Source organism: Actinosynnema sp. NPDC004786 (genome assembly GCF_053601135.1).
Genome location: NZ_JBSGBG010000017.1, coordinates 49,189 through 70,192 on the forward strand (window position 1 = coordinate 49,189; position 21,004 = coordinate 70,192).

Sequence of the window (21,004 nt, forward strand, 5' to 3'; positions counted from 1 at the left end):
CCTGCCTGGCCTGGCCCGGCCCTGCCTGGCCCGGCCCTGCCTGGCCTGGCCCGGCCCTGCCTGGCCCGGCCCTGCCTGGCCTGGCCCGGCCCTGCCTGGCCCGGCCCTGCCTGGCCTGGCCCGGCCCTGCCGCGCCCTGCCCGGCCCTGCCGCGCCCTGCCCGGCCCGGTCCTGCCCGGCCCCGCCCCGCTCGCCCGGTCCTGCCCAGCCCCCAGCTCTGCCCGGCCTGGTGCGCGCGAAGCCCGGGCGGGCGGTGTCGGGTCGGGTGGAGTCGGTGCGGTCGCCGGGTCGCGCGTCGGCCGGCTGTCCGCTCGGGCCGGTGCGTGAGAAGTTGCCGGGAACCGGTGCGGTAACCGGCGGGCGTGCGATCCCGCGTTCGGCCGATCGCGGCCACCCGAACCGACGAAGTCGGACCCGGTGGCCGTGATCACGGCCCAACCGCGCGGACAGCGCCGGGCCCGCCGGTAGACTGCGGTTTCACGCGACGCGACCGCGTCGAGCCGCCGTCAGAGTGTCAGGAGGACCCCGGTGACCCATCCGGCTGCCGAGGCCCAGCCAGAGGTCACGCCCCGGCGTGTCCTCGTGGCCGAGGACGAAGCCCTCATCCGCCTCGACCTGGTCGAGATGCTCCGCGAGGAGGGGTACGAGGTGGCCGGTCAGGCCGCCGACGGCGACGAGGCGGTCACGCTGGCCACCGAGTTGCGGCCCGACCTGGTCATCATGGACGTGAAGATGCCGAAGGTCGACGGCATCGAGGCCGCGTCGGTGATCGCGGGCAAGCGCATCGCGCCGGTCGTCATCCTCACCGCGTTCAGCCAGCGCGACCTGGTGGAGCGGGCCCGGGACGCGGGCGCGATGGCCTACCTGGTCAAGCCGTTCGCCAAGCGCGACCTGGTGCCCGCCATCGAGTTGGCGATGAGCCGGTTCGCCGAGCTGCAGGCGTTGGAGAACGAGGTCGCCGGGCTCACCGAGCGGCTGGAGACGCGCAAGGTCGTCGAGCGCGCCAAGGGATTGCTGATGACCAAGCAGGGTCTGTCGGAGCCCGAGGCATTCCGCTGGGTGCAGCGCACCGCGATGGACCGCCGCACGACCATGAAGGCCGTCGCGGAAGCCGTCATCGAAAACTTCGGGTGAGTATCACCACTGCGATACCTGTTCGAGTATCGGACGGGTCCCGTTGGTCATTCTTGGTTACTGCGCGCATTGACCTTGTGACCTGCGGCGATTTGAGCTGGATTTGAGGTTGTTAACCGCAGGCGATTTTCCCGTGACTACCGTCACGATGTGGACACAGAGCAGTAAGACCACCTGTTCACCGAGTTCAACTGAAGCTACGTTCCTGCCCTAACCCACGCCCTCGTGTGAGGGCTCCGCCTACCGGCGGGCTGGTTGGTCATGGGAGGTATTCCGGTGTCAGGAGCACGACTCGGCCGAGTTCTGGCGCTGGCGGCGGCTTCGTCGCTGGTGCTCGCGGCTTGCGCTGGAGGCGGCGGCAGTGGCGACGGGGGCGGCGACGTCACCTCGGTCAAGATCGGGTTCATGGGTGACCTCACCGGTGAGAACGCGGCGATCGTGATCCCGCCCCGGAACGGGGCCGTGATGGCGGTCGAGGAGTACAACGCCAAGAACCCCAAGATCAAGATCGAGCTGGTGCCGTACGACAGCCAGGGCAAGGCCGACCAGGCCACCTCGCTGATCACGAAGGCCATCACCCAGGACAAGATCGTCGGCCTCATCGGCCCGGCGTTCTCGGGTGAGTCGAAGGCCATCGGCGGTCAGCTGGAGGAGGGGAAGATCCCCAGCATCTCGCCGTCCGCGACGAACCCCGACCTGGCCAACAACGGCTGGACCTACTGGCACCGCGTCGTGGCGAACGACTCCGACCAGGGCCCCGGCATCGCCGACTTCCTGGTGAAGGCCAAGAGCCCGAAGAAGGCGTTCGTCCTGTCCGACGACCAGGAGTACAGCGTCGGCCTGGCCGACGCCGTCGCCAAGTCGTTCGAGGGCGCCGGTGTCACGGTCGAGCGGGACAAGTTCTCGAAGGACGCGTCCGACTACTCGTCCACGGTCACGAAGGTCGCCGCGGCCAACCCGGACGTCATCGTCTTCGGCGGTTACTACGCGCAGGCCGGCCGCCTGCTCAAGCAGCTCCGCGACGGTGGCGTGAAGACCATCTTCGCCTCCGGTGACGGCTCGCTCGACCAGCAGCTCGTGACCGGCGCCGGCGCCGACGCGGCCGAGGGCGCCGTCCTCGCCTGCCCGTGCAACATCCCGACGTCGGACGTCACGGGCGCGCTGAAGACGTTCTTCGACAACTACAAGAAGAGCGCGAACGTCGACCCGGCGATCTACGCGACCGAGGGCTACGACGCCGCGACCGCCTTCATCAAGGCCGTCGAGGCGGGCAACACCACCGGCGAGAAGATCAACGAGTTCCTCAAGACCGTCAGCTTCGACGGTGTCTCCAAGCCGATCAAGTTCAAGGCGAACGGCGAGCCGGAGAACAACGCGATCTTCATCTACCAGGTGAAGGACGGCAAGGTGAAGCTGCTGGGCGCGGCCGAGTCCGCCAAGCTCGAAGGCTGAGCCGAGACGGAATAGGCAGCAAGCTGGCGCGCTGGGGAGCGGGAGTGTCGTGGGAACGACAGCTCCCGCTCCCCACCCCTATGGCGAAGTTTCTCTCCCCGCCCGTCTCGTGAGGCAAACCTGTCATGCTTGATGATTTCCTCAACCAGTTCCTACCCAGCACGGTGGGCGGACTGGTGTTCGGCTCCATCTACGCGCTCGTCGCCCTCGGCTACACGATGGTCTACGGCGTGCTGCGTCTGATCAACTTCGCGCACTCCGAGATCTTCATGATCGGCACGTTCACGTCGCTCGTGGTGATCACCGCGATCGCACCCGCGTCGCCGCTCACCGGGATCGCCCTGTTCGGCGTGATGCTGTTGATCATCGTGCTGTCCGCCGCGGTATCCGGCGGCGCCGCGGTCCTGCTGGAGCTGGTGGCCTACCGGCCGCTGCGCAGAAAGGGCGCGACCCGGCTCACCGCGCTGATCTCCGCGATCGGCGCGTCGCTGTTCCTCCAAGAGCTGTTCGCGCTGGTCATCATCCCCTGGTTGACCGGCAACGCGGGCCGCAACCAGCAGTCCTCGCCGCGCATCGTCGACCGCGACACGGTGTTCACCATCGGCAACGCGGCCGTCCGCGTCGACCACATCATCGTCGTGGTCGCGGCGGTCATCATGATGATCGCGCTGGACCGCGTGGTGAACCGGACCAAGATCGGTCGCGGCATCCGCGCCACGGCGCAGGACCCCGAGGCCGCCGTCCTCATGGGCGTCAGCATCGACAACATCGTGCGGGTCACCTTCCTGCTCGGCGGCGCGATGGCGGGCGTGGCGGGCGCGCTGTACCTGATGGAGTTCGAGAACACGGTCTTCAACGTCGGTTTCGTGCTCGGCATCAAGGCGTTCACCGCCGCCGTGCTCGGCGGTATCGGCAACCTGCGCGGTGCCCTGCTCGGCGGTATCGTGCTCGGCCTCATCGAGAACTGGGGCGCGATCTTCCTGGGTTCGGAGTGGAAGGACGTGATCGCGTTCACCGTGCTGGTGGTCGTGCTCATGTTCCGGCCGACCGGCATCCTGGGCGAATCCCTGCAGAAGGCCCGCGCATGAAAGGCAACGGAGTGACTGGCAACGCGAATCCGTTGAGGCGCGTGGGCGCCCTGTTCGACGGCGCACGCGACTGGTGGGAGCACGCCAAGACCTGGCAGCGGTACCTGGTGTACCTGGGCGCGATCGTCTTCGCGCTGATCCTCCCGGCGCCGTGGATCGGGACGTTCATGTCGCCCGGCTCCGACTGGACGACCGTGCTGATCTACCCGATCGGCACCTACATCCTGCTGGCCGTCGGCCTGAACGTCGTGGTCGGCCAGGCGGGCCTGCTCGACCTCGGTTTCGTCGCGTTCTTCGCCATCGGCGGCTACACGCTCGCCTACTTCGCCACCGAGCACGGCTGGTCCTACTGGCCGACGGTGGTGTTCGGCATCTTCCTGGCGGCCGTCTCGGGCGTGATCCTCGGCGCGCCGACGCTGCGGTTGCGCGGCGACTACCTGGCGATCGTGACGCTCGGCTTCGGTGAGATCATCCGCATCACCGCGAACAACACCGACGAGATCGGTGGCGCGCGCGGCATCACCGGGATCCCGCACCCGGACGACATGCCCTACCTGGGCCTGGAGTTCGGCGTGCTGCCCGCGCCGTACTACTACCTGATCGTGGCCGCCATCGTGTTGGTCATCATCTTCTCGGTGCGGTTGCAGAAGAGCCGCGTGGGTCGCGCGTGGGCGGCGATCCGCGAGGACGAGGACGCGGCCGAGCTGATGGGCGTGCCGACGTTCAAGTTCAAGCTGCTGGCGTTCGCCATCGGCGCGATGATCGGCGGCCTGGCCGGCGGCATCTACGCGGGCAAGGCCGTGTTCATCGAGCCGAACACGTTCCCGTTCATCCTGTCCGCGACCATCCTCGCCGCGGTCGTGCTCGGCGGCTCGGGCAACCTGCCCGGCGTCATGCTCGGCGCGTTCGTCATCGCCTGGCTGCCCGAGCGGTTCCGCGAGGTCGACTGGTTGAAGACGGCGCTCGGCGGCAAGGACCCGGCCGAGTTCCGCATCCTGCTGTTCGGCGGCGTGCTCGTGCTGATGATGGCGTTGCGGCCGGAGGGCCTGCTGCCCTCCCGCAGGCGCAAGGCCGAGCTGCACGAGGGCACCGGCGGCATGGGCACCATGGGCGCCGAGGTCGCGGGTCCGGACACCGAGGTCTCGACGACGGAGGCGGCCAAGTGAGCACTCCCGTCCTTCAGCTGGACAACGTGACCATGCGCTTCGGCGGCGTGGTCGCCCTGCGCGAGGCGAAGATCAGCGTCGGCCAGGGCGAGATCTTCGCCCTGATCGGGCCCAACGGCGCGGGCAAGACCACCGTGTTCAACGTGGTCACCGGCGTCTACCAGCCCACCGAGGGCCAGGTGCTGTTCAACGGCGCGCGGATCGACGGCAGCAAGCGGTTCAAGATCACCAAGATGGGCATCGCCCGCACGTTCCAGAACATCCGGCTGTTCCACAACATGTCGGCGCTGGAGAACGTGATGGTGGGCGCGGACGCGCACCACAAGACCGGTGCGATCGGCGCGACGCTCAACCTGCCCTGGCACCGGAAGGAGGAGCGGCGCGGCCGCGAGCTGGCGCGGGAGCTGCTCGACTTCGTCGGCATCCCCGGCCGGATGACCGAGACCGCGAAGAACCTCCCGTACGGCGACCAGCGGCGGCTGGAGATCGCCCGCGCGCTGGCCACGGACCCGAAGCTGCTCCTGCTCGACGAGCCGGCGGCCGGCATGAACCCGGCCGAGAAGGAGGCGTTGCAGGCGCTGATCCGCAAGATCCGCGACAGCGGCCGGACCGTGCTGCTGATCGAGCACGACATGAGCCTGGTCATGGGCGTCAGCGACCGCGTCGCGGTGCTGGACTTCGGCCAGCTGATCGCAGAAGGGCTCCCGCAAGAGGTGCAGAACAACCCGAAGGTGATCGAGGCGTACCTGGGGGTGTCCGAAGATGCTTCTTGAGCTGAAGGACATCCACGTCCACTACGGCAAGATCGCCGCGATCAAGGGCATCAGCCTGGAGGTCGCGGACGGTGAGATCGTCTCGCTGATCGGCGCGAACGGCGCGGGCAAGACCACCACGCTGAAGACGATCTCCGGGCTGCGCCCGCTGACCAGCGGCCAGGTGCTGTTCAACGGCCAGGACATCTCCAAGATGCCGGGGCACAAGCGGGTCGTCGCGGGCATCGGGCAGTCGCCGGAGGGCCGGGGCGTGTTCCCCGGCATGACGGTGCAGGAGAACCTGCTGATGGGCGCCTACACCCGTCGTGACTCGCTCGACGCCGACCTGGCCGAGGTCTACGAGCTGTTCCCGCGGCTGGCGGAGCGCAAGAACCAGTTCGGCGGCACGATGTCCGGCGGCGAGCAGCAGATGATCGCCATCGGCCGGGCGTTGATGACCAAGCCGAAGGTGCTCCTGCTGGACGAGCCGTCGATGGGCCTCGCGCCCATGCTCATCGCGCAGATCTTCGAGATCATCAAGGAGATCAACCAGCGCGGCACGACCGTGCTGCTGGTCGAGCAGAACGCGCAGCAGGCGCTGAAGCTCTCCGACCGCGCGTACGTGCTGGAGACCGGCCGGGTCGTCAAGAGCGCCCCCGGCCCGGAGCTGCTGGACGACCCCCAGGTGCGCGCGGCGTACCTCGGCGGTCACTGACGGTGACCGGGATCCCGCCGGTCCGGCTACGGCTGGGCCAGCGGGATCTCGGTGCCCGCCTCGTCCTTCATGTCGGTCAGCGTCGGCCCGCCGTAGACGCGCAGGGCCAGCGGCTTCACGTCCCGGGGCACGTCGTAGTAGACGTCGTACTCCAGCCGCACGTTCGCGCCGAGGTCCAGCGACTCCGGCTGCCGCTTGATCGTCATGGCCTGCGAGTCCACCTCGTGCTCGCCGCGGCGGTCGTCCACCAGGACGTGCCGGCGGGCGTTGAACTGCACGCTGCTGCGACCGTTGTTGATCACGCTCATCCGGATCCGGACGAACTGGCCCTTGGCGTGGAACTCGGCGTGGCTGCCGATCAGCGTCGGCATCTCGGTGGTGAGCCCGACCAGCGTGAACGCGGTGTCGCCGTCCGCCGTGGTGGGGATCTTGAGCGGCTTCTCGTCCGGCCGCACGGTCTCCGGGGGCACCGGGTAGGTGGCCGCCGGCGAGGCCGACGTCTCGGGGCCCGCGACCACCGGCGCGTCACCGCACCCGGCCGCCGCCAGCACCACGGCCATCACCGCCACCAGACGCCGCACGTCCACCTCCGCCTCACCCGCTGCACCTCGAATTGCACACCCGCGGGACCCGAATCGCATTTCACCCGATCGGGTCGTTTCGGGTTCACCCCTTCGTGGCTTCCTTGAGGAAGCAGGTCAGCCGGGCCGTGCAGGCGCGCCGCCCCTGCTCGTCGGTGATGACGATCTCGTAGGTGGCGGTGCTGCGACCGCGGTGGATCGGCGTGCACACCCCCGTGACGACACCCTCGGCGACGGCCCGGTGGTGCGTGCACGACAGCTCCAGGCCCACGGCCATCCGCTCCGGGGCGGCGTGCATGGCCGCGGCGACCGAGCCCAGCGTCTCGGCCAGCACCGCGTTCGCGCCGCCGTGCAGCAGCCCGTACGGCTGGCGGTTGCCCTTGACCGGCATCGTCCCGACCAGCCGGTCGGCATCCCATCGGGTGATCTCGATGCCGAGCTTCGTGGTGAGCTGCTCGTGGGCGACGGCCTGGTCGGCGCCGGGCATGTCCTCGGGGGCTGGCGTCACGGGTTGCTCCAGTCGGTGCAGAACTGTCGGACCCCCACCCTAGACTCGCCGCGTGAGCACTTCAGAAGCCTCCCGCCTGCTGCTGGTCGACGGCCACTCCATGGCCTACCGCGCCTTCTTCGCGCTGCCCAAGGAGAACTTCCAGACGGGCACGGGCCAGACCACCAACGCGGTCTACGGCTTCACGTCGATGCTCATCAACCTGCTGCGGGACGAGAAGCCGACGCACATCGCGGTGGCGTTCGACGTCTCGCGCAAGACGTTCCGCACCGAGGCCTACGCGGAGTACAAGGCCGGTCGCAGCGAGACGCCGGACGAGTTCCGCGGCCAGGTGAGCCTGATCGAGGACGTGCTGGGCACGCTGAACATCCCGGTGCTGTCCAAGGCCAACTACGAGGCCGACGACCTGATCGCCACGCTGACCACGCAGGCCACGGCGCTGGGCTTCGAGGTGCTGATCTGCACCGGCGACCGCGACGCGTTGCAGCTGGTCACCGACCGGGTGACGGTGCTGTACCCGGTCAAGGGCGTGTCCGAGATGGCCCGCTACACCCCCGAGCTGGTGCTGGAGAAGCAGGGCGTGCCGCCCGAGCTGTACGCCGACTACGCCGCGGTGCGCGGCGACTCGTCGGACAACCTGCCGAACACCCCCGGCGTCGGCCCGAAGACGATCGTGAAGCTGCTCACCCAGTTCGGCTCGCTGAACGGCCTGATCGACCACGTCGACGAGGTGCCGGGCAAGGTCGGCGAGGCGCTGCGGGCCAACCTGGCCAACATCATGCTGAACCGGCAGCTCACCGAGCTGGTGCGGGACGTGGAGCTGCCCGTGGGCCCGGCCGACCTCCAGGCCCGGCCGTGGGACCGGGACGCGGTGCACCGGCTGTTCGACGAGCTGGAGTTCCGGGTGCTGCGGGACCGGCTGTTCTCCACCCTGTCCACCGCCGAGCCGGAGGCCGACGAGGGCTTCGCGGTCCGCGGCGGCGAGGTGCCCGCGGGCGGGGTGGCGGCCTGGCTCGACGCGCACGCGCGGTCCGGCCGGGTCGGCGTCGCCTTCCGCGCCGCGAACGGCGACCTGGAGGGCCTGGCGCTGGCCGCGGTCGGCGGCGAGGGCGGGTACGTCGAGGTCGCGTCGCTGACCGAGGCGGACGAGAACGCGCTGGCCGCGTGGCTGGCCGACGAGTCGGTGGCGAAGGCGGCGCACGACCTGAAGCTGCCGCTGCGGGCGTTGCGGGCGCGCGGCTGGCGGCTGCGCGGCGTGACCAGCGACACCGCGCTGGCCGCCTACCTGGTGCGGCCGGGCCAGCGGTCGTTCGCGCTGGACGACCTGGCGCTGCGCTACCTCAAGCGGGAGCTGCGCGCCGAGGAGCCCGACGACGGGCAGCTCTCGCTGCTCGCCGACGAGGCCGAGGAGCGGCAGAAGACGGCCCAGGCGGCGATCGTGCGGGCGTTCGCGGTGGCGGAGCTGGCCGACGCGCTGGACGCGGAGCTGGTGGCCACCGGCCAGGAGTCGCTGCTGGCGACCCTGGAGCTGCCGCTGATGATGGTGCTGGACGAGGTGGAGGCGGTCGGCATCGCGATCGACGCCGAGCACCTGGCCGCGTTGGAGGCGCACTTCGCGGCGGGCGTGAAGCAGGCCGCGCAGGACGCGTACTCGGTGATCGGCAAGGAGATCAACCTCGGCTCGCCCAAGCAGCTGCAGACCGTGCTGTTCGACGAGCTGCAGATGCCGAAGACGAAGAAGACCAAGACCGGGTACACGACGGACGCGGACGCGTTGCAGAACCTGCTGGAGGCCACCCAGCACCCGTTCCTCCAGCACCTGCTCGCGCACCGGGACGTGACCAGGCTGAAGTCGACCGTCGACGGGCTGCTCAAGTCGGTGGCCGACGACGGCCGCATCCACACCACGTTCCACCAGACGATCGCGGCGACGGGGCGGCTGTCGTCCACCGACCCGAACCTGCAGAACATCCCGATCCGCACCGACGAGGGCAGGCGCATCCGCGAGGCGTTCGTGGTCGGGCCGGGCTTCGCCGAGCTGATGACGGCGGACTACAGCCAGATCGAGATGCGGATCATGGCGCACCTGTCCGAGGACGAGGGCCTGATCGAGGCGTTCCGCAGCGGCGAGGACCTGCACACGTTCGTCGCGTCCCGGGCGTTCTCGGTGCCGACCTCGGAGGTCACCGCCGAGCAGCGCCGCCGGGTCAAGGCCATGTCGTACGGCCTGGCGTACGGGTTGTCCGAGTACGGGCTCGCCCAGCAGCTGCGGATCTCGGCGGCCGAGGCGCGGGAGCAGAAGGAGGCGTACTTCGCCCGGTTCGGCGGGGTGCGCGACTACCTGCACGCGGTGGTGGAGGACGCGCGGAAGAAGGGCTACACCGAGACGATCCTCGGCCGCCGGCGCTACCTGCCCGACCTGACCAGCGACAACCGCCAGCGCCGCGAGATGGCCGAGCGGATGGCGTTGAACGCGCCGATCCAGGGCAGCGCGGCGGACATCATCAAGGTGGCGATGCTCGGCGTGTTCCGCGCGCTGGAGGAGTCGGGCCTGCGGTCGCGGATGCTGCTGCAGGTGCACGACGAACTGGTGCTGGAGATCGCCGAGGGCGAGCGGGAGCAGGTCGAGTCGCTGGTGCGCGCGCAGATGGGCGGCGCCTACGAGCTGTCGGTGGAGCTGGAGGTCTCGGTGGGCGTCGGCCGTTCCTGGGACGCCGCCGCCCACTGAGCCCCGCTGTCCGGCCGCGTGGTCGGGGGAGGGTCAGTCGAGGTAGCAGTACCAGCTGTACCCGTCCCACTCGTCGCGGAAGTCGGGCTTGGCCCATTGTTCGCGGTACTGCCACTGGCAGGCGGCGCTCATGTTGATGTCCACCAGGCCGCCGTCCTGCTCGACGCAGCGCCAGTCCCAGACGGTGCCGGGGTCGAGCAGGGTGAGGTCCCGGTGGCCGAACGCGACGCAGAACTGGGCGAGGTCCACCCCGCCCAGCTCCGTGCGCTGCTCGTCGGGCGGGTCGGGCGGGGTGGTCGCGGCCGCCGCGCCCGCCGCCGTGCCGAGCGCGAACGCCACCCCGAGCGCCGCCGCCAGTGCCCTCGCTGCCCTCGCCATCAGGGGTCCTCCTTCGCCGTCGGGTCCGGGTTCCCGACCCTAGGAGGCACATTTCCGTGCCGGCAATTCCCGAATGGAGTGCACGCGAAGATATCCGATGGAGTGCGATAATTCACCGGAAAGGGAGTCCTCATTCCGGTGGTGCGCACGAATGGTGACGGAATGCCGCTCCGGTGCCCGGTGCGGGCGTCACCGCCGGGGGCGCCGGCCTTCGTCGTCGCGGTGCTTCCCCGCCTCAGGCACGTGACGGGCGCAGCGGCGTGACCCGCACGTCGCGCGCGGTCAGCTCGGCCCCGCATCCCTCGCACGCCACGTGCACGCCGACGCCGCCGCCGCAGCCCCGGTGGTTCAGGTCGAACGACGGGCCCTCGGGCGGCGACATCCAGCGGTCGCCCCACTTCCGCAGCGCCATCAGCACGGGGTAGAGGTCCAGGCCCTTCTCGGTGAGCCGGTACTCGTAGCGCGTCCGCACGTCCTTGTACGCCTCGCGGCGCAGGATGCCCTCCTCGACCAGCGTGCCCAGCCGCTCGGTGAGCACGCTGCGGGAGATGTCCATCGCGGTCTGGAAGTCCTCGAACCGCCGCGTGCCCAGGAACGCCTGCCTCAGCAGCAGCAACGTCCACCGCTCGCCCAGCAGGGCGGCGGGCAACGACACGGTGCACAGCTCGTCGGCAACCTTCACGTGGGCCATGTCCACCGACGATACCCCTTGCGTTCGGAAAACGTACCCAGCTAGGGTTCGGAATCCGAACTCAGGGGGTCGTTCGTCATGAGGGTCCGCGAACTGCACGCCGCCGAGGCGGGCCGCGCCGTCGACGCCGTGTTCCACGGCCTGTCCGCGCGCAGCCGCTACCTGCGCTTCCACGCCCCGGTGCCGCGGCTCACCGCCGAGATGCGCCGCCGCCTCACCGACCTCGACGGCCGGCGCAAGGTCGCGGTCGTCGCCGAGTGCCGCCGCGCGCCGATCGGCATCGCCCGCCTGATCGCGACCGGCGACGACACCGCCGAGATCGCGCTCGCCGTGGTGGACCCGTGGCAGCGCAGGGGCGTCGGCACCCGGCTCATCACCGAACTGGGCCGGCTCGCCACGGACCTGCGCTACACCGAGCTGCACGGCGACGTGCTGGGGGAGAACGAGCCGATGCTGCGCCTGGTCGGGCGCGTGTTCCCCGGCGCGCGCCTGGTCCGGGAGGAGGACGACGTGATCCGGGTCAGCTACCCGCTGACGTTCGAGCTGACCCACGAGGAGCTGGTGGCGGACCTGCGGTGGTGAGGGGCGGCAGTCGGGCTTGACGCCCTCCGGCCCGCGCGGGATAGCGTGTGGAAAACGCTTACCAGGAGGCTGGCATGGCACGGAGGCGTTACGCGGTCGTGGGCGCCGGCGCGCGGGCCGAGCTGCACGTCGACGCCGTCGTCGGACACCCCGGGCAGGGCGAGCTGGTCGCGTTCTGCGACGTCAACCCCGTCCGCATGGCCGCGCACAACGCGCGCCTCGACCGGCCCGTGCCGACCTACGCCGCCGGCGACTTCCTCCGGATGATCGAGGCCGAACGGGTGGACGTGGTCGTCGTCTGCACCGTCGACCGCCACCACGACACCTACATCGTCGAGGCGCTGGACGCGGGCTGCGACGTCATCACCGAGAAGCCCATGACCGTCGACGAGGCCGGCGCGGGCAAGGTCTTCGACGCCGTCGAGCGCACCGGCGGCCGGGTCACCGTCACGTTCAACTACCGGTACAACCCGGTCCACGAGAAGGTCCGCGAGCTGCTGGCGGGCGGCGCGGTCGGCGAGATCGGCTCGGTGCACTTCGAGTGGCTGCTCGACGTCCGCCACGGCGCCGACTACTTCCGCCGCTGGCACCGCGACAAGGCCAACTCCGGCGGCCTGGCGGTGCACAAGGCCACGCACCACTTCGACCTCCTCAACTGGTGGGTCGGCTCGACGCCCGAGGTCGTCTACGCCCACGGCCGGCTGTTCTTCTACGGCGACGAGAACGGCAGGCGCCACGGCAACCACCGCCCCTACGACCGGGTGCACGGCTCGCCGGAGGCGCTGGACGACCCGTTCGCGCTGCACGTCGAGCGCGACGACTGGCTGCGCCGGCTCTACCTCGACGCCGAGCACGAGGACGGCTACGTCCGCGACCGGAACCCGTTCGCGCCGGGTGTGTCCATTGAGGACGACATCTCGGTGCTGCTGCGCTACGCCGACGGGACCAACCTGACCTACCACCTCACGGCCTACTCGCCGTGGGAGGGCTACCGGCTGATGGTCAACGGCAGCCGCGGCCGGCTGGAGCTGGAGGTGGTGGAGAACAGCTGGGTCGGCGGGCAGCAGCCTGCCGTGCACGGCAAGGAGGCCAACCCCGAGGAGGGGCACGTCCGGCTGACCGTGCAGCCGCTGTTCGGACGAGCGGAGGAGATCCCCCTGGAGGGGTCCGACGGCGTCGGGCACGGCGGCGCGGACGCGCGGATGACCGAGGTGCTCTACGGGCCGCCGGGGCAGCCCGACCCGCTGGGCCGCCGGGCCACGCACCGCGACGGCCTGCTGTCGCTGGTCGCCGGGTTCGCGGCCAACCGCAGCCTGGAGACCGGGCGACCCGTGCGCGTGGCGGAGTTGTTCGACCGCGGTTGGCGGTAGCCTGGCCGGGTGCCGCTCCTGGGACCAGCCGACGAGTTGCCGCACCCGCCGCGCCGGGTGCTCGTCACGGGCACGTCCGGCTCCGGCAAGACGACCCTGGCGGGTTCCGTCGCGCGCGCCCTCGGTCTGTCCTATGTGGAGATGGACTCGCTGTACCACGGTCCACAGTGGACCCCCAGGGCGGAGTTCCTCGCCGACGTGCGCCGGTTCGTCAAGGGCGACGCGTGGGCCACGGAGTGGCAGTACAGCCTGGCCCGGCCGCTACTCCTGGAGCACGCCGACACGCTGGTCTGGCTGGACCACCCGCGGCACGTGGTGATGCGCCGGGTCACCGTGCGGACGGTGCGGCGCCGGATCCGCCGCGAGGAGCTGTGGAACGGCAACGTCGAACCACCGCTGCGCACGGTGTTCACCGATCCCGAACACCTGCTGCGGTGGGCCTGGAGGTCGCACGCCCGCACCGGCGAGCGGGTCCGCGAGGTGCTCGGGGGAGCGCACGCGGACCGGCTGGCGGTGGTGCGGCTGCGCGGGCAGCGTGAGGTCGACCAATGGTGGTCCGGCCCGCTGCGGCGGGCCGCGGAGCGCGGCGAGGAGTCGGTGCGATGAGCGAGCGGACGGCGTTGGTGCTGGGCGGCACGGGGATGCTCAAGGGGTGCGCGGACGAGTTGGTCGCGCAGGGGTGGCGGGTGGTCCTGCCCTGCCGGCGGCCCGAGGGGGTGCTGGGCAGCGCGGCGACGGCGGCCCTGCGCGGGCGCGGCCACGTGCCGCGGCAGCGGGTGGCGGTGGCCGCCGACTGGACCAGACCCGACGAGCTGGCCGACCGCGTCCGGGCGGTGGTGGACGGGCCGGCCGACCTGCTGGTCGCCTGGGTGCACGCGAGCTACCGGGAACCGGTGCTGCGGGCCGTCGCGCCCCTGCTCGCGCCGGGCGCGCCGGTGGTCGAGGTGCACGACAGCGGCGCCATCCAGCCGGTGCGGGGCGTGCCCGACCCGGTGCTGGAGGGCCACCCGACGCAGCAGGTCGTGCTGGGCTTCACCCGGCACGGCGGCGGCACCCGCTGGCTCAGCCACGAGGAGGCGTCGGTCGGCGTGCTGGAGGCGGTGCGGCGGGCCCTGGACGGCCGTCCGCCGTCGGTGCACCAGGTGGGCGAGGTGGACACCCGGGTCATGCGGCACTAGTCCGACCGCAGGCCCCGGACCAGCGACAACACCGATTCGCGCACGTCGGCCAGGCTGCGCTCGGGCTGGAACACCTGCCAGTCCAGCGCGGTCACCAGCAGCGTGCCGAACAACGCCGCCGACGCCGTGCCCACCTGCACGCCCCCGGGCAGCCGCCCGGCGTCGGCCAGGCGCTGCACCTGGCCGCGCACGATGGACACGATGTCGTCGCGCAGCAGGCTCAACGTGCCGTGCCACTGGCCCGGCGTGCGCCACAGCTCCGACACCAGCAGCTGCCCGAACGCCGGGTACTCGGCGAAGAACCCGAGCATCCCGTCCACCAGCGACGCCATCGCGGCGGACGTGTCGTCCTCCTCCTCGGCCGCGCGCAGCCGCGCGGCCAGGAGGTCCACCCCGTGCCGCAGCAGCGCGTCGACCAGCGCGTCCTTGCTGGCGAAGTTGTAGTAGACGGTGCCCTTCGCCACGCCCGCCTCGGCGGCGATCTCGTCCACCGTGACGCTCGCCGCGCCCCGCTCGCCGACCAGCCGCAGCGCGGCGTCGAACAGCTTCTGCTTGGTCACGGCGGTGCGGCCGGGCCGCGGGCCGGTCACAGCACCAGTTCGGGTTTGAGGCGGGTGGGCGTCCACACCCGCTGCTTGTACGCGGCGAGCGTCGTCAAGGCAAGGGCCGCCACCAGGTACCCCGCGAGGACGAGCGCGTCCCGGCCCACACCGCCCAGCGAGCCCCCGTACATGAGGTGCCGCAGGCCGTCCACCGCGTAGCCCATGGGCAGCCCGTAGTGCAGCGGGTACAGCGGCACGGGGATCGTCTGCCACGGGAACGTGCCGCCCGCGCTCACCAGCTGCAGGATCAGCAGCACCAGGCCGATGAACTTGCCGACCGCGCCGAACAGGGCGTTCAGCGCGTGCAGCACGGCCACGAACGTCGCCGACACCAGCAGCAGGAACGCCAGCGCGCCCACCGGGTTCGCCGGCCGGATGTCCACCACCAGCGTGACCACCGCGTACATCACCACGACCTGCGCCGCGCCCAGCAGCACGCCCGGCAGCCAGCCGCCCACCGCGACCCGCAACGGCGACCGGCCGGCCGCGAGCCCGCGCCGCGACAGCGGTCGCAGCAGCAGGAACAGCACGAACGCGCCGATCCAGGTCGCCAGGCCGAGGAAGAACGGCGCGAGCCCGGCGCCGTAGCTGCCCGCCGAGGTCTGGCTCACCCCGCGCACGTTCACCGGGTCGCCGATGGTCTGCGCGGTCGACTCGCGGGTCGGGTCGTCCGGGTTCGGGATCTGCGAGACGCCCTCGTTCAGCCCGTCGCGCAGCCGGTTCGCGCCGTCCACGAGCTGCGCCTCGCCGTCCCGCAGCCGCACCGCGCCGTCGCGGACCTGCGCCGCCCCCGACGACACCTGCGCCGCGCCGTCGTTCAGCTGGGTGATGGCGCTGGTGAGCGCCGGCGTGCTCGCGGCGAGCTGCGCCGCGCCGTCGGACACCTGCCGCGCGCCGTCGGCCAGCGCGCGCAGCTGCCCGGCCGTGCCCTGCACCTTGCCGTTGGCCTCGTCCAGGGGGCGGCGGGCCTCGCCCAGGGCGCCGAGCACGCGCTGCACCTGATCCTCGGTGAACCCGAGCGCGCGCAGCCTGGTCGCCACGTCGCCGTTGACCGCGTCCAGCCGGTTGACCAGGTCCTGCGCCTTGGCGGCGTAGTCCTCGGCGGTCCGGGCGACGGTCTCGTTGCCGTCGGCGACCTGCTTGGCCCCGGACGCGAGCTGCTGGGACCGGACCGGCAGGTCGGCCGTCGAGTCGCGCAGCCGGGTCAGGCCCGACGCGAGCTGCGCGGCGCCGTCGGCCAGGGGCGCCGTGCCGTCGGCGAGCTGCTGCGCGCCGGTGTACGCGTCCTGCTGGCCCGAGGCGAGCCTGGTCGCGCCGTCGGCGGCCTCGGCGGTCTTCTGCCGGATGGTCGAGAAGCCGAGCAGCAGCTTGTCCGCGGCCTCCGCGCCCACCTTCACCGACACCGACCGGCGCACCTCGGCCACGACCTGGTTGGCGATGGTCGAGCCGAGGTAGTTGTTCGCGTCGTTGGTCGTCAGCACGATGACGCCCTGCCGGGGCGTGAAGTCGCCCGACGACAGCAGCGACTTGGAGAAGTCCGAGGGCAGGGTCAGCGCGAACGTGTAGGCGCCGTTGCGTACGCCGTCCTCGGCCTGCTCGGTGTCGACCCGGCGCCAGTCGAACCGGTCGCCCCGGACCAGCTCGTCGGCGACCTGCTCGCCCGCGTCCAGGCGGGTGCCGTCGCTCGCGGTCGCGCCCTCGTCCTCCACGACCAGGGCCGCGGGCACCTGGTTGAGGTGCGCGTACGGGTCCTTGTTGGCGTACAGGTACAGCGCCGCGTACAGCAGCGGCACCAGGACCAGCGCCAGCACGGCGAGCTTGGGCAGCTTGCCGGAGGTGACGCGGCGCAGCTCGTTGAACGCCATCCGCACGGAGGTCACTCGGGCTCCTCGTTGTCCGCGCCGATCCGCGCGACGGGCACGTCGAGCACGGCGGCGCTGGTGGTGGTGCACAGGGCGACGACGGACCGGTCGGGCGTGACGTGCCGGCGGGCCAGCCCGACCCACCCCTCCGGATCGCCGTGGTAGCGGTCGGGGCTGTCCAGCACGAGGGTGGTCGCGCCGGGGCGGCCGGCGGCCAGCTCCAGCATCAGCGCGCACCGCGTGGCGGCCGGGACCTGCTCGAACCGCGCGTCCAGGTGCTCGTCCGCGCCCCGCTCGACCAGCCAGTCGGCCACCGCCTTGCGACCGCTGCGCGCACCGTTGACGGCCAGCTCCTCGCCGACCACGGCGGCCAGGGTCAGGGCGGGCTCGGGCTCGCTGACGCCGGGGGAGTCGACCAGCACGACGTGCTCGCGCAACTCGGCGGCCGACGGCGTGACGGTGCCGGTGGTCGGGTGCATGCGGCCGGAGAGCACCAGGCCGAGCGCGGTCTGCCCGGCCCCCGGCTCGCCCGCCACCAGCACCAGCCGACCCGGCTCGACCAGCAGCGACGTCGGCTTGAGCAGCGGGCCGTGCGGCCCGGTGACGCCGACGCGCCGAGCGTGGATGCGCACCGTGCGACCTCCTTTTGAACTGACTGGTCAGTCCAAATAGTGGCCTGGGTGAGGACGCCTCGCAACCCGACGTGGTGTGACGTGGCGCGCGGCTAGCGCAACGCCCCGGCCGGCCGGACCTCCCACATCGTCCACAGTGGACGATAGCCCTGCCGGGGCCAGAACACCGAGGACAACGGGTTCGGCGGGTTGTAGTAGAGGTAGGTGCCCACCGTGCCCAGCCGGTGCAGCTCCCGGTGGGCGTGCGCCATCAGCCGCCGGCCCACCCCCGCGCCGCGGGCGCCCGGCAGCACCGAGACGCAGTTCACGTACCCCCAGCGACCGTGCGGCAGCCTGGTCGCGGTCCAGTTCCCCGGCTCCGAGGTCACCACCGCGCACTCGGCCAGGGCCACCGCGATGCCGTCCCGCTCCGCGAGCCACGCCGGCCCGCCCGCCGCCAGCCGCTCGGCCAGGGTCCGCCGCTTCAGCTCCGCCGCGTCCGGCCGGTGCACCGTCGAGCCGACCATGGACGAGTAGCGCAGCTCGGCGAGCGCGAGGGTGAGCACCGTCTCCAGGTCGGCGGGCGTGGCCCGGCGGATCGCCACCCCGGTCGGCGCGGGCGGCGGGGGCGCCTGCCGCACCGCGATCACGGTCAGCGGCACCAGGCCGTGGTCCAGCAGCGCCCGCGTCGCCTCCGCGTCCCGGCTCGGCCAGGTCAGCACGCACGCCGAGTCCCGTTCGGCGGGTCGCAGCAGGTCGAGGCGCTTGCGCCAGGCCCGCAGCAGCACGTCCATGCCCGCCGCGCCGGCCGCGCCCAGCAGCGGCGTCAGCTCCCACACCTCGGTGGCCGACCACAGCCGGGCCGGCGACCGCCGGTCGTGCACCTGGCGCTGGAGCACGCCCGCGACCCTCGTGCCGTCCGGCAGCGCCGCGGTGATGACGTCGCCGTCCGGCGGCGCGACCACGGCCGGCAGCAGCGGGTCGACGCTCGCGAAGCGCGCGCTCTGCGCCTCCACCAGCCCTTGACCGACGGTCATGCCAGGCAGGCTACGGCTTGCGCGTCCGGAAGATCGCGGTGCCCGGGAACAGCCGCCCGCGCAGCGGGCTCCACTGGCCCCACGTGCGGGTGTGGCCGGCGGGCCACTCCGGCTCCACCACGTCCAGCAGCTCCAACCCCGCGCCGACGAGCGCCCGCACGTAGTCACCGGTGGTCCGGTGGTGCTCCACGTACGTCGCCCGGCCGGCGTCGTCCACCTCGACGTACGGCGTGCGGTCGAAGTACGACTGGGTGACGGTGAGGCCGGCGGGGCCCGGGTCGTCCGGGAAAATCCACCTGATCGGGTGAGTCACGGAGAACACCCACGGCGCGCCCGGCCGCAGCACCCGCGCCACCTCGCGGAAGACCTCGCCCACGTCGGCCACGAACGGCACCGCGCCGAACGACGAGCAGGCCGCGTCGAAGCTGCCCGACGCGAACGGCAGCTGGTCGGCGCTGGCCTGCACCAGCGGCACGGCCACCCCGGTGGCCGCGTTCGCCGCCACCGCGTGCCGCAGCATCCCGGCCGAGAGGTCGAAGGCCACCGCCCGCGCGCCCCGGGCGGTCAGCCACCGCGCGCACGGCGCGGAGCCGCAGCCCACCTCCAGCACCCGGCGCCCGCGCACGTCGCCGAGGTAGCCGACCTCCTCCTCGCGGACGCCCTCGGGGCACCAGACGAAGTCGGCCGCGCCCAGGAAGTCGCCGTGCTCGGCGTGGTAGTCGTCGGCGTCGGCGTCCCACCAGAGGCGGTTGGCCGCGCGCGACTCGGCCGCGTCCACGCCCCGCTTGGCGATGCCGGTGGTGCCGAGCGCCAGTTCGGCGCTCGCGTGCTGGTCGGACACACTGCTCCATTCAAGGGTGCCGGTTTGCCCGGCGAGCTTCGAACCGCGTACGATATCGCCCGCGTAGTGGGTTCGCGCTGTCCTCGATCGCCTGGTCTCCGCCGAGTGGGTCTTCGCGGTGGGCGCGCCCTCCGCGTAGCGTTGAACCCGCAGGCCACAAACCCCAATCCGTACCGGAGCCACCTACCTAATGTCCACCGACACCACCACTGTCCCGGTCGCCGCTGCGCCGAAGCAGGTCGCTATCAACGATATCGGGACGGAGGAGGACTTCCTCGCCGCCATCGACAAGACCATCAAGTACTTCAACGATGGCGATATCGTCGAGGGCACCATCGTCAAGGTCGACCGGGACGAGGTCCTGCTCGACATCGGCTACAAGACCGAGGGTGTCATCCCCTCGCGCGAGTTGTCGATCAAGCACGACGTCGACCCGAACGAGGTCGTCAAGGTCGGTGACGAGGTCGAGGCCCTGGTTCTCCAGAAGGAGGACAAGGAAGGTCGGCTGATCCTCTCCAAGAAGCGCGCCCAGTACGAGCGCGCGTGGGGCACCATCGAGGCCCTCAAGGAGAAGGACGAGCCCGTCAAGGGCACGGTCATCGAGGTCGTCAAGGGCGGCCTGATCCTGGACATCGGCCTGCGCGGCTTCCTCCCCGCCTCCCTGGTCGAGATGCGTCGCGTCCGCGACCTGCAGCCCTACGTGGGCCGCGAGCTCGAGGCGAAGATCATCGAGCTGGACAAGAACCGCAACAACGTGGTCCTGTCCCGCCGCGCGTGGCTGGAGCAGACCCAGTCCGAGGTCCGCAGCGAGTTCCTCAACCAGCTGCAGAAGGGCCAGGTCCGCAAGGGCGTCGTGTCCTCCATCGTCAACTTCGGCGCCTTCGTGGACCTGGGTGGCGTGGACGGCCTGGTGCACGTCTCGGAGCTGTCCTGGAAGCACATCGACCACCCGTCCGAGGTCGTCGAGGTCGGCCAGGAGGTCACGGTCGAGGTCCTGGACGTCGACATGGAGCGCGAGCGCGTGTCGCTGTCGCTCAAGGCGACGCAGGAAGACCCGTGGCGCCAGTTCGCCCGCACCCACGCGATCGGCCAGATCGTGCCGGGCAAGGTCACCAAGCTCGTGCCGTTCGGCGCGTTCGTTCGGGTGGACGAGGGCATCGAGGGCCTGGTCCACATCTCCGAGCTGGCCGAGCGCCACGTGGAGATCCCGGAGCAGGTCGTGCAGGTCGGCGACGACGTCATGGTCAAGGTCATCGACATCGACCTGGACCGCCGCCGCATCTCGCTGTCGCTCAAGCAGGCCAACGAGGGCTTCACGGTCGACTCCGAGTTCGACCCGACCCAGTACGGCATGGCCGCCGAGTACGACGAGCAGGGCAACTACATCTACCCCGAGGGCTTCGACCCGGAGACCCAGGAGTGGCAGGAAGGCTTCGACAAGCAGCGCGAGGAGTGGGAGCGGCAGTACGCCGAGGCCCACACGCGCTACGAGGCCCACATGAAGCAGGTCGCCAAGGCCGCCGCCGCCGAGGAGGAGGCCGCCGGGGAGACCAACTACTCCTCCGGTGGTGACGCCCCCGCCGCCGCGTCGTCCAGCACGGGCGCCCCGGCCCAGGCCGGCGGCACCCTGGCCAGCGACGAGCAGCTCGCCGCGCTCCGCGAGAAGCTGTCGGGCGGCGCCTGAGCCGCACCGGTCGACTGACTGACGCATCGCCCCTCGCCCACCTC

The 21,004-nt window shown here is 71.4% G+C and carries 21 protein-coding genes; 12 read left to right on the forward strand and 9 right to left on the reverse strand.

The window, feature by feature from the left end:
* The first annotated feature begins 528 nt into the window (after positions 1 to 528).
* The 6 genes from ACWEFJ_RS17430 to ACWEFJ_RS17455 all read left to right on the forward strand — a co-directional run bounded on the left by ACWEFJ_RS17430 (position 529) and on the right by ACWEFJ_RS17455 (position 6,307).
* On the forward strand, positions 529 to 1,134 hold the full coding sequence (locus ACWEFJ_RS17430) for an ANTAR domain-containing response regulator (protein WP_449714348.1): 606 nt from the start codon (positions 529 to 531) through the stop codon (positions 1,132 to 1,134).
* A 276-nt stretch (positions 1,135 to 1,410) separates the two neighbouring features.
* On the forward strand, positions 1,411 to 2,586 hold the full coding sequence (locus tag ACWEFJ_RS17435; protein WP_378084668.1) for a branched-chain amino acid ABC transporter substrate-binding protein: 1,176 nt from the start codon (positions 1,411 to 1,413) through the stop codon (positions 2,584 to 2,586).
* 125 nt (positions 2,587 to 2,711) lie between these two features.
* Positions 2,712 to 3,674, forward strand: a complete 963-nt coding sequence (locus tag ACWEFJ_RS17440; RefSeq protein ID WP_378084666.1) for a branched-chain amino acid ABC transporter permease — start codon at positions 2,712 to 2,714, stop codon at positions 3,672 to 3,674.
* Positions 3,671 to 4,840: a branched-chain amino acid ABC transporter permease gene (locus ACWEFJ_RS17445; RefSeq protein WP_378084664.1), complete on the forward strand. Its 1,170-nt coding sequence runs from the start codon at positions 3,671 to 3,673 to the stop codon at positions 4,838 to 4,840. Before ACWEFJ_RS17440 ends, ACWEFJ_RS17445 begins: the two co-directional genes overlap by 4 nt.
* Before the next feature lie 32 nt (positions 4,841 to 4,872).
* Complete coding sequence (locus ACWEFJ_RS17450) at positions 4,873 to 5,613, forward strand: ABC transporter ATP-binding protein (protein ID WP_378084727.1); 741 nt, start codon at positions 4,873 to 4,875, stop codon at positions 5,611 to 5,613.
* Positions 5,603 to 6,307, forward strand: a complete 705-nt coding sequence (locus tag ACWEFJ_RS17455) for an ABC transporter ATP-binding protein (RefSeq protein WP_378084662.1) — start codon at positions 5,603 to 5,605, stop codon at positions 6,305 to 6,307. The genes ACWEFJ_RS17450 and ACWEFJ_RS17455 overlap by 11 nt, the downstream gene beginning before the upstream one ends.
* A 26-nt stretch (positions 6,308 to 6,333) precedes the next feature.
* On the opposite strand, the gene ACWEFJ_RS17460 is transcribed toward ACWEFJ_RS17455, so the two are convergent.
* Together ACWEFJ_RS17460 and ACWEFJ_RS17465 are read right to left on the reverse strand one after the other, a co-directional pair.
* Entirely contained in the window at positions 6,334 to 6,888 is a 555-nt protein-coding gene (locus tag ACWEFJ_RS17460; RefSeq protein WP_378084660.1) for a DUF4352 domain-containing protein, read from the reverse strand.
* 85 nt (positions 6,889 to 6,973) lie between these two features.
* A complete protein-coding gene (locus ACWEFJ_RS17465) occupies positions 6,974 to 7,375 on the reverse strand; it encodes a hotdog fold thioesterase (protein ID WP_378084726.1) in 402 nt (133 codons plus the stop codon).
* A gap of 73 nt (positions 7,376 to 7,448) precedes the next feature.
* On the opposite strand from ACWEFJ_RS17465, the gene polA reads away from it, so the two are divergent.
* Positions 7,449 to 10,124: a DNA polymerase I gene (gene polA / locus ACWEFJ_RS17470; protein ID WP_449714349.1), complete on the forward strand. Its 2,676-nt coding sequence runs from the start codon at positions 7,449 to 7,451 to the stop codon at positions 10,122 to 10,124.
* Between the two features lie 33 nt (positions 10,125 to 10,157).
* Here polA and ACWEFJ_RS17475 read toward each other — a convergent pair whose 3' ends face one another.
* Positions 10,158 to 10,502, reverse strand: a complete 345-nt coding sequence (locus ACWEFJ_RS17475) for a hypothetical protein (protein ID WP_378084656.1) — start codon at positions 10,500 to 10,502, stop codon at positions 10,158 to 10,160.
* A 235-nt stretch (positions 10,503 to 10,737) separates the two neighbouring features.
* Entirely contained in the window at positions 10,738 to 11,193 is a 456-nt protein-coding gene (locus ACWEFJ_RS17480) for a winged helix-turn-helix transcriptional regulator (protein WP_449714350.1), read from the reverse strand.
* A 78-nt stretch (positions 11,194 to 11,271) separates the two neighbouring features.
* Here ACWEFJ_RS17480 and ACWEFJ_RS17485 point away from each other — a divergent pair, with 78 nt between their 5' ends.
* The 4 genes from ACWEFJ_RS17485 (at position 11,272) to ACWEFJ_RS17500 (ending at position 14,323) form a co-directional block, all read left to right on the forward strand.
* On the forward strand, positions 11,272 to 11,775 hold the full coding sequence (locus tag ACWEFJ_RS17485) for a GNAT family N-acetyltransferase (RefSeq protein WP_378084652.1): 504 nt from the start codon (positions 11,272 to 11,274) through the stop codon (positions 11,773 to 11,775).
* Between the two features lie 74 nt (positions 11,776 to 11,849).
* Positions 11,850 to 13,145, forward strand: a complete 1,296-nt coding sequence (locus ACWEFJ_RS17490; RefSeq protein WP_449714351.1) for a Gfo/Idh/MocA family protein — start codon at positions 11,850 to 11,852, stop codon at positions 13,143 to 13,145.
* Positions 13,146 to 13,154: 9 nt separating this feature from the next.
* Positions 13,155 to 13,751, forward strand: a complete 597-nt coding sequence (locus tag ACWEFJ_RS17495; protein WP_378084648.1) for an AAA family ATPase — start codon at positions 13,155 to 13,157, stop codon at positions 13,749 to 13,751.
* Positions 13,748 to 14,323, forward strand: a complete 576-nt coding sequence (locus tag ACWEFJ_RS17500; protein ID WP_449714352.1) for a hypothetical protein — start codon at positions 13,748 to 13,750, stop codon at positions 14,321 to 14,323. The genes ACWEFJ_RS17495 and ACWEFJ_RS17500 overlap by 4 nt, the downstream gene beginning before the upstream one ends.
* Here the strand turns inward: ACWEFJ_RS17500 and ACWEFJ_RS17505 are convergent.
* From ACWEFJ_RS17505 to ACWEFJ_RS17525, 5 genes are all read right to left on the reverse strand, one after another.
* The gene (locus ACWEFJ_RS17505; protein WP_378084644.1) at positions 14,320 to 14,913 is read right to left on the reverse strand and encodes a TetR/AcrR family transcriptional regulator; all 594 of its coding nucleotides are present in this window, start codon (positions 14,911 to 14,913) and stop codon (positions 14,320 to 14,322) included. The genes ACWEFJ_RS17500 and ACWEFJ_RS17505 overlap by 4 nt on opposite strands.
* On the reverse strand, positions 14,910 to 16,805 hold the full coding sequence (locus tag ACWEFJ_RS17510; RefSeq protein WP_449714353.1) for a YhgE/Pip family protein: 1,896 nt from the start codon (positions 16,803 to 16,805) through the stop codon (positions 14,910 to 14,912). Before ACWEFJ_RS17510 ends, ACWEFJ_RS17505 begins: the two co-directional genes overlap by 4 nt.
* Positions 16,802 to 17,419 (reverse strand): hypothetical protein, encoded by a 618-nt coding sequence (locus ACWEFJ_RS17515; protein WP_378084641.1) that lies wholly within the window; start codon positions 17,417 to 17,419, stop codon positions 16,802 to 16,804. The genes ACWEFJ_RS17510 and ACWEFJ_RS17515 overlap by 4 nt, the downstream gene beginning before the upstream one ends.
* A gap of 92 nt (positions 17,420 to 17,511) precedes the next feature.
* Positions 17,512 to 18,435, reverse strand: a complete 924-nt coding sequence (locus ACWEFJ_RS17520) for an N-acetyltransferase family protein (RefSeq protein WP_449714354.1) — start codon at positions 18,433 to 18,435, stop codon at positions 17,512 to 17,514.
* Between the two features lie 10 nt (positions 18,436 to 18,445).
* The gene (locus ACWEFJ_RS17525; protein ID WP_449714355.1) at positions 18,446 to 19,276 is read right to left on the reverse strand and encodes a class I SAM-dependent methyltransferase; all 831 of its coding nucleotides are present in this window, start codon (positions 19,274 to 19,276) and stop codon (positions 18,446 to 18,448) included.
* A 190-nt stretch (positions 19,277 to 19,466) separates the two neighbouring features.
* On the opposite strand from ACWEFJ_RS17525, the gene rpsA reads away from it, so the two are divergent.
* Positions 19,467 to 20,960: a 30S ribosomal protein S1 gene (gene rpsA / locus ACWEFJ_RS17530; RefSeq protein WP_378084635.1), complete on the forward strand. Its 1,494-nt coding sequence runs from the start codon at positions 19,467 to 19,469 to the stop codon at positions 20,958 to 20,960.
* The last annotated feature ends 44 nt before the right edge of the window (positions 20,961 to 21,004 follow it).

Coding starts and splice junctions, on each gene's coding strand:
- ACWEFJ_RS17440 (WP_378084666.1), top strand. CDS start 2,712: ATGCTTGATGATTTCCTCAACCAGTTCCTACCCAGCACGGTGGGCGGA.
- ACWEFJ_RS17445 (WP_378084664.1), top strand. CDS start 3,671: ATGAAAGGCAACGGAGTGACTGGCAACGCGAATCCGTTGAGGCGCGTG.
- ACWEFJ_RS17450 (WP_378084727.1), top strand. CDS start 4,873: ATGCGCTTCGGCGGCGTGGTCGCCCTGCGCGAGGCGAAGATCAGCGTC.
- ACWEFJ_RS17455 (WP_378084662.1), top strand. CDS start 5,603: ATGCTTCTTGAGCTGAAGGACATCCACGTCCACTACGGCAAGATCGCC.
- ACWEFJ_RS17465 (WP_378084726.1), bottom strand. CDS start 7,375: ATGCCCGGCGCCGACCAGGCCGTCGCCCACGAGCAGCTCACCACGAAG.
- ACWEFJ_RS17475 (WP_378084656.1), bottom strand. CDS start 10,502: ATGGCGAGGGCAGCGAGGGCACTGGCGGCGGCGCTCGGGGTGGCGTTC.
- ACWEFJ_RS17480 (WP_449714350.1), bottom strand. CDS start 11,193: ATGGCCCACGTGAAGGTTGCCGACGAGCTGTGCACCGTGTCGTTGCCC.
- ACWEFJ_RS17485 (WP_378084652.1), top strand. CDS start 11,272: ATGAGGGTCCGCGAACTGCACGCCGCCGAGGCGGGCCGCGCCGTCGAC.
- ACWEFJ_RS17490 (WP_449714351.1), top strand. CDS start 11,850: ATGGCACGGAGGCGTTACGCGGTCGTGGGCGCCGGCGCGCGGGCCGAG.
- ACWEFJ_RS17500 (WP_449714352.1), top strand. CDS start 13,748: ATGAGCGAGCGGACGGCGTTGGTGCTGGGCGGCACGGGGATGCTCAAG.
- ACWEFJ_RS17520 (WP_449714354.1), bottom strand. CDS start 18,435: ATGACCGTCGGTCAAGGGCTGGTGGAGGCGCAGAGCGCGCGCTTCGCG.
- rpsA (WP_378084635.1), top strand. CDS start 19,467: ATGTCCACCGACACCACCACTGTCCCGGTCGCCGCTGCGCCGAAGCAG.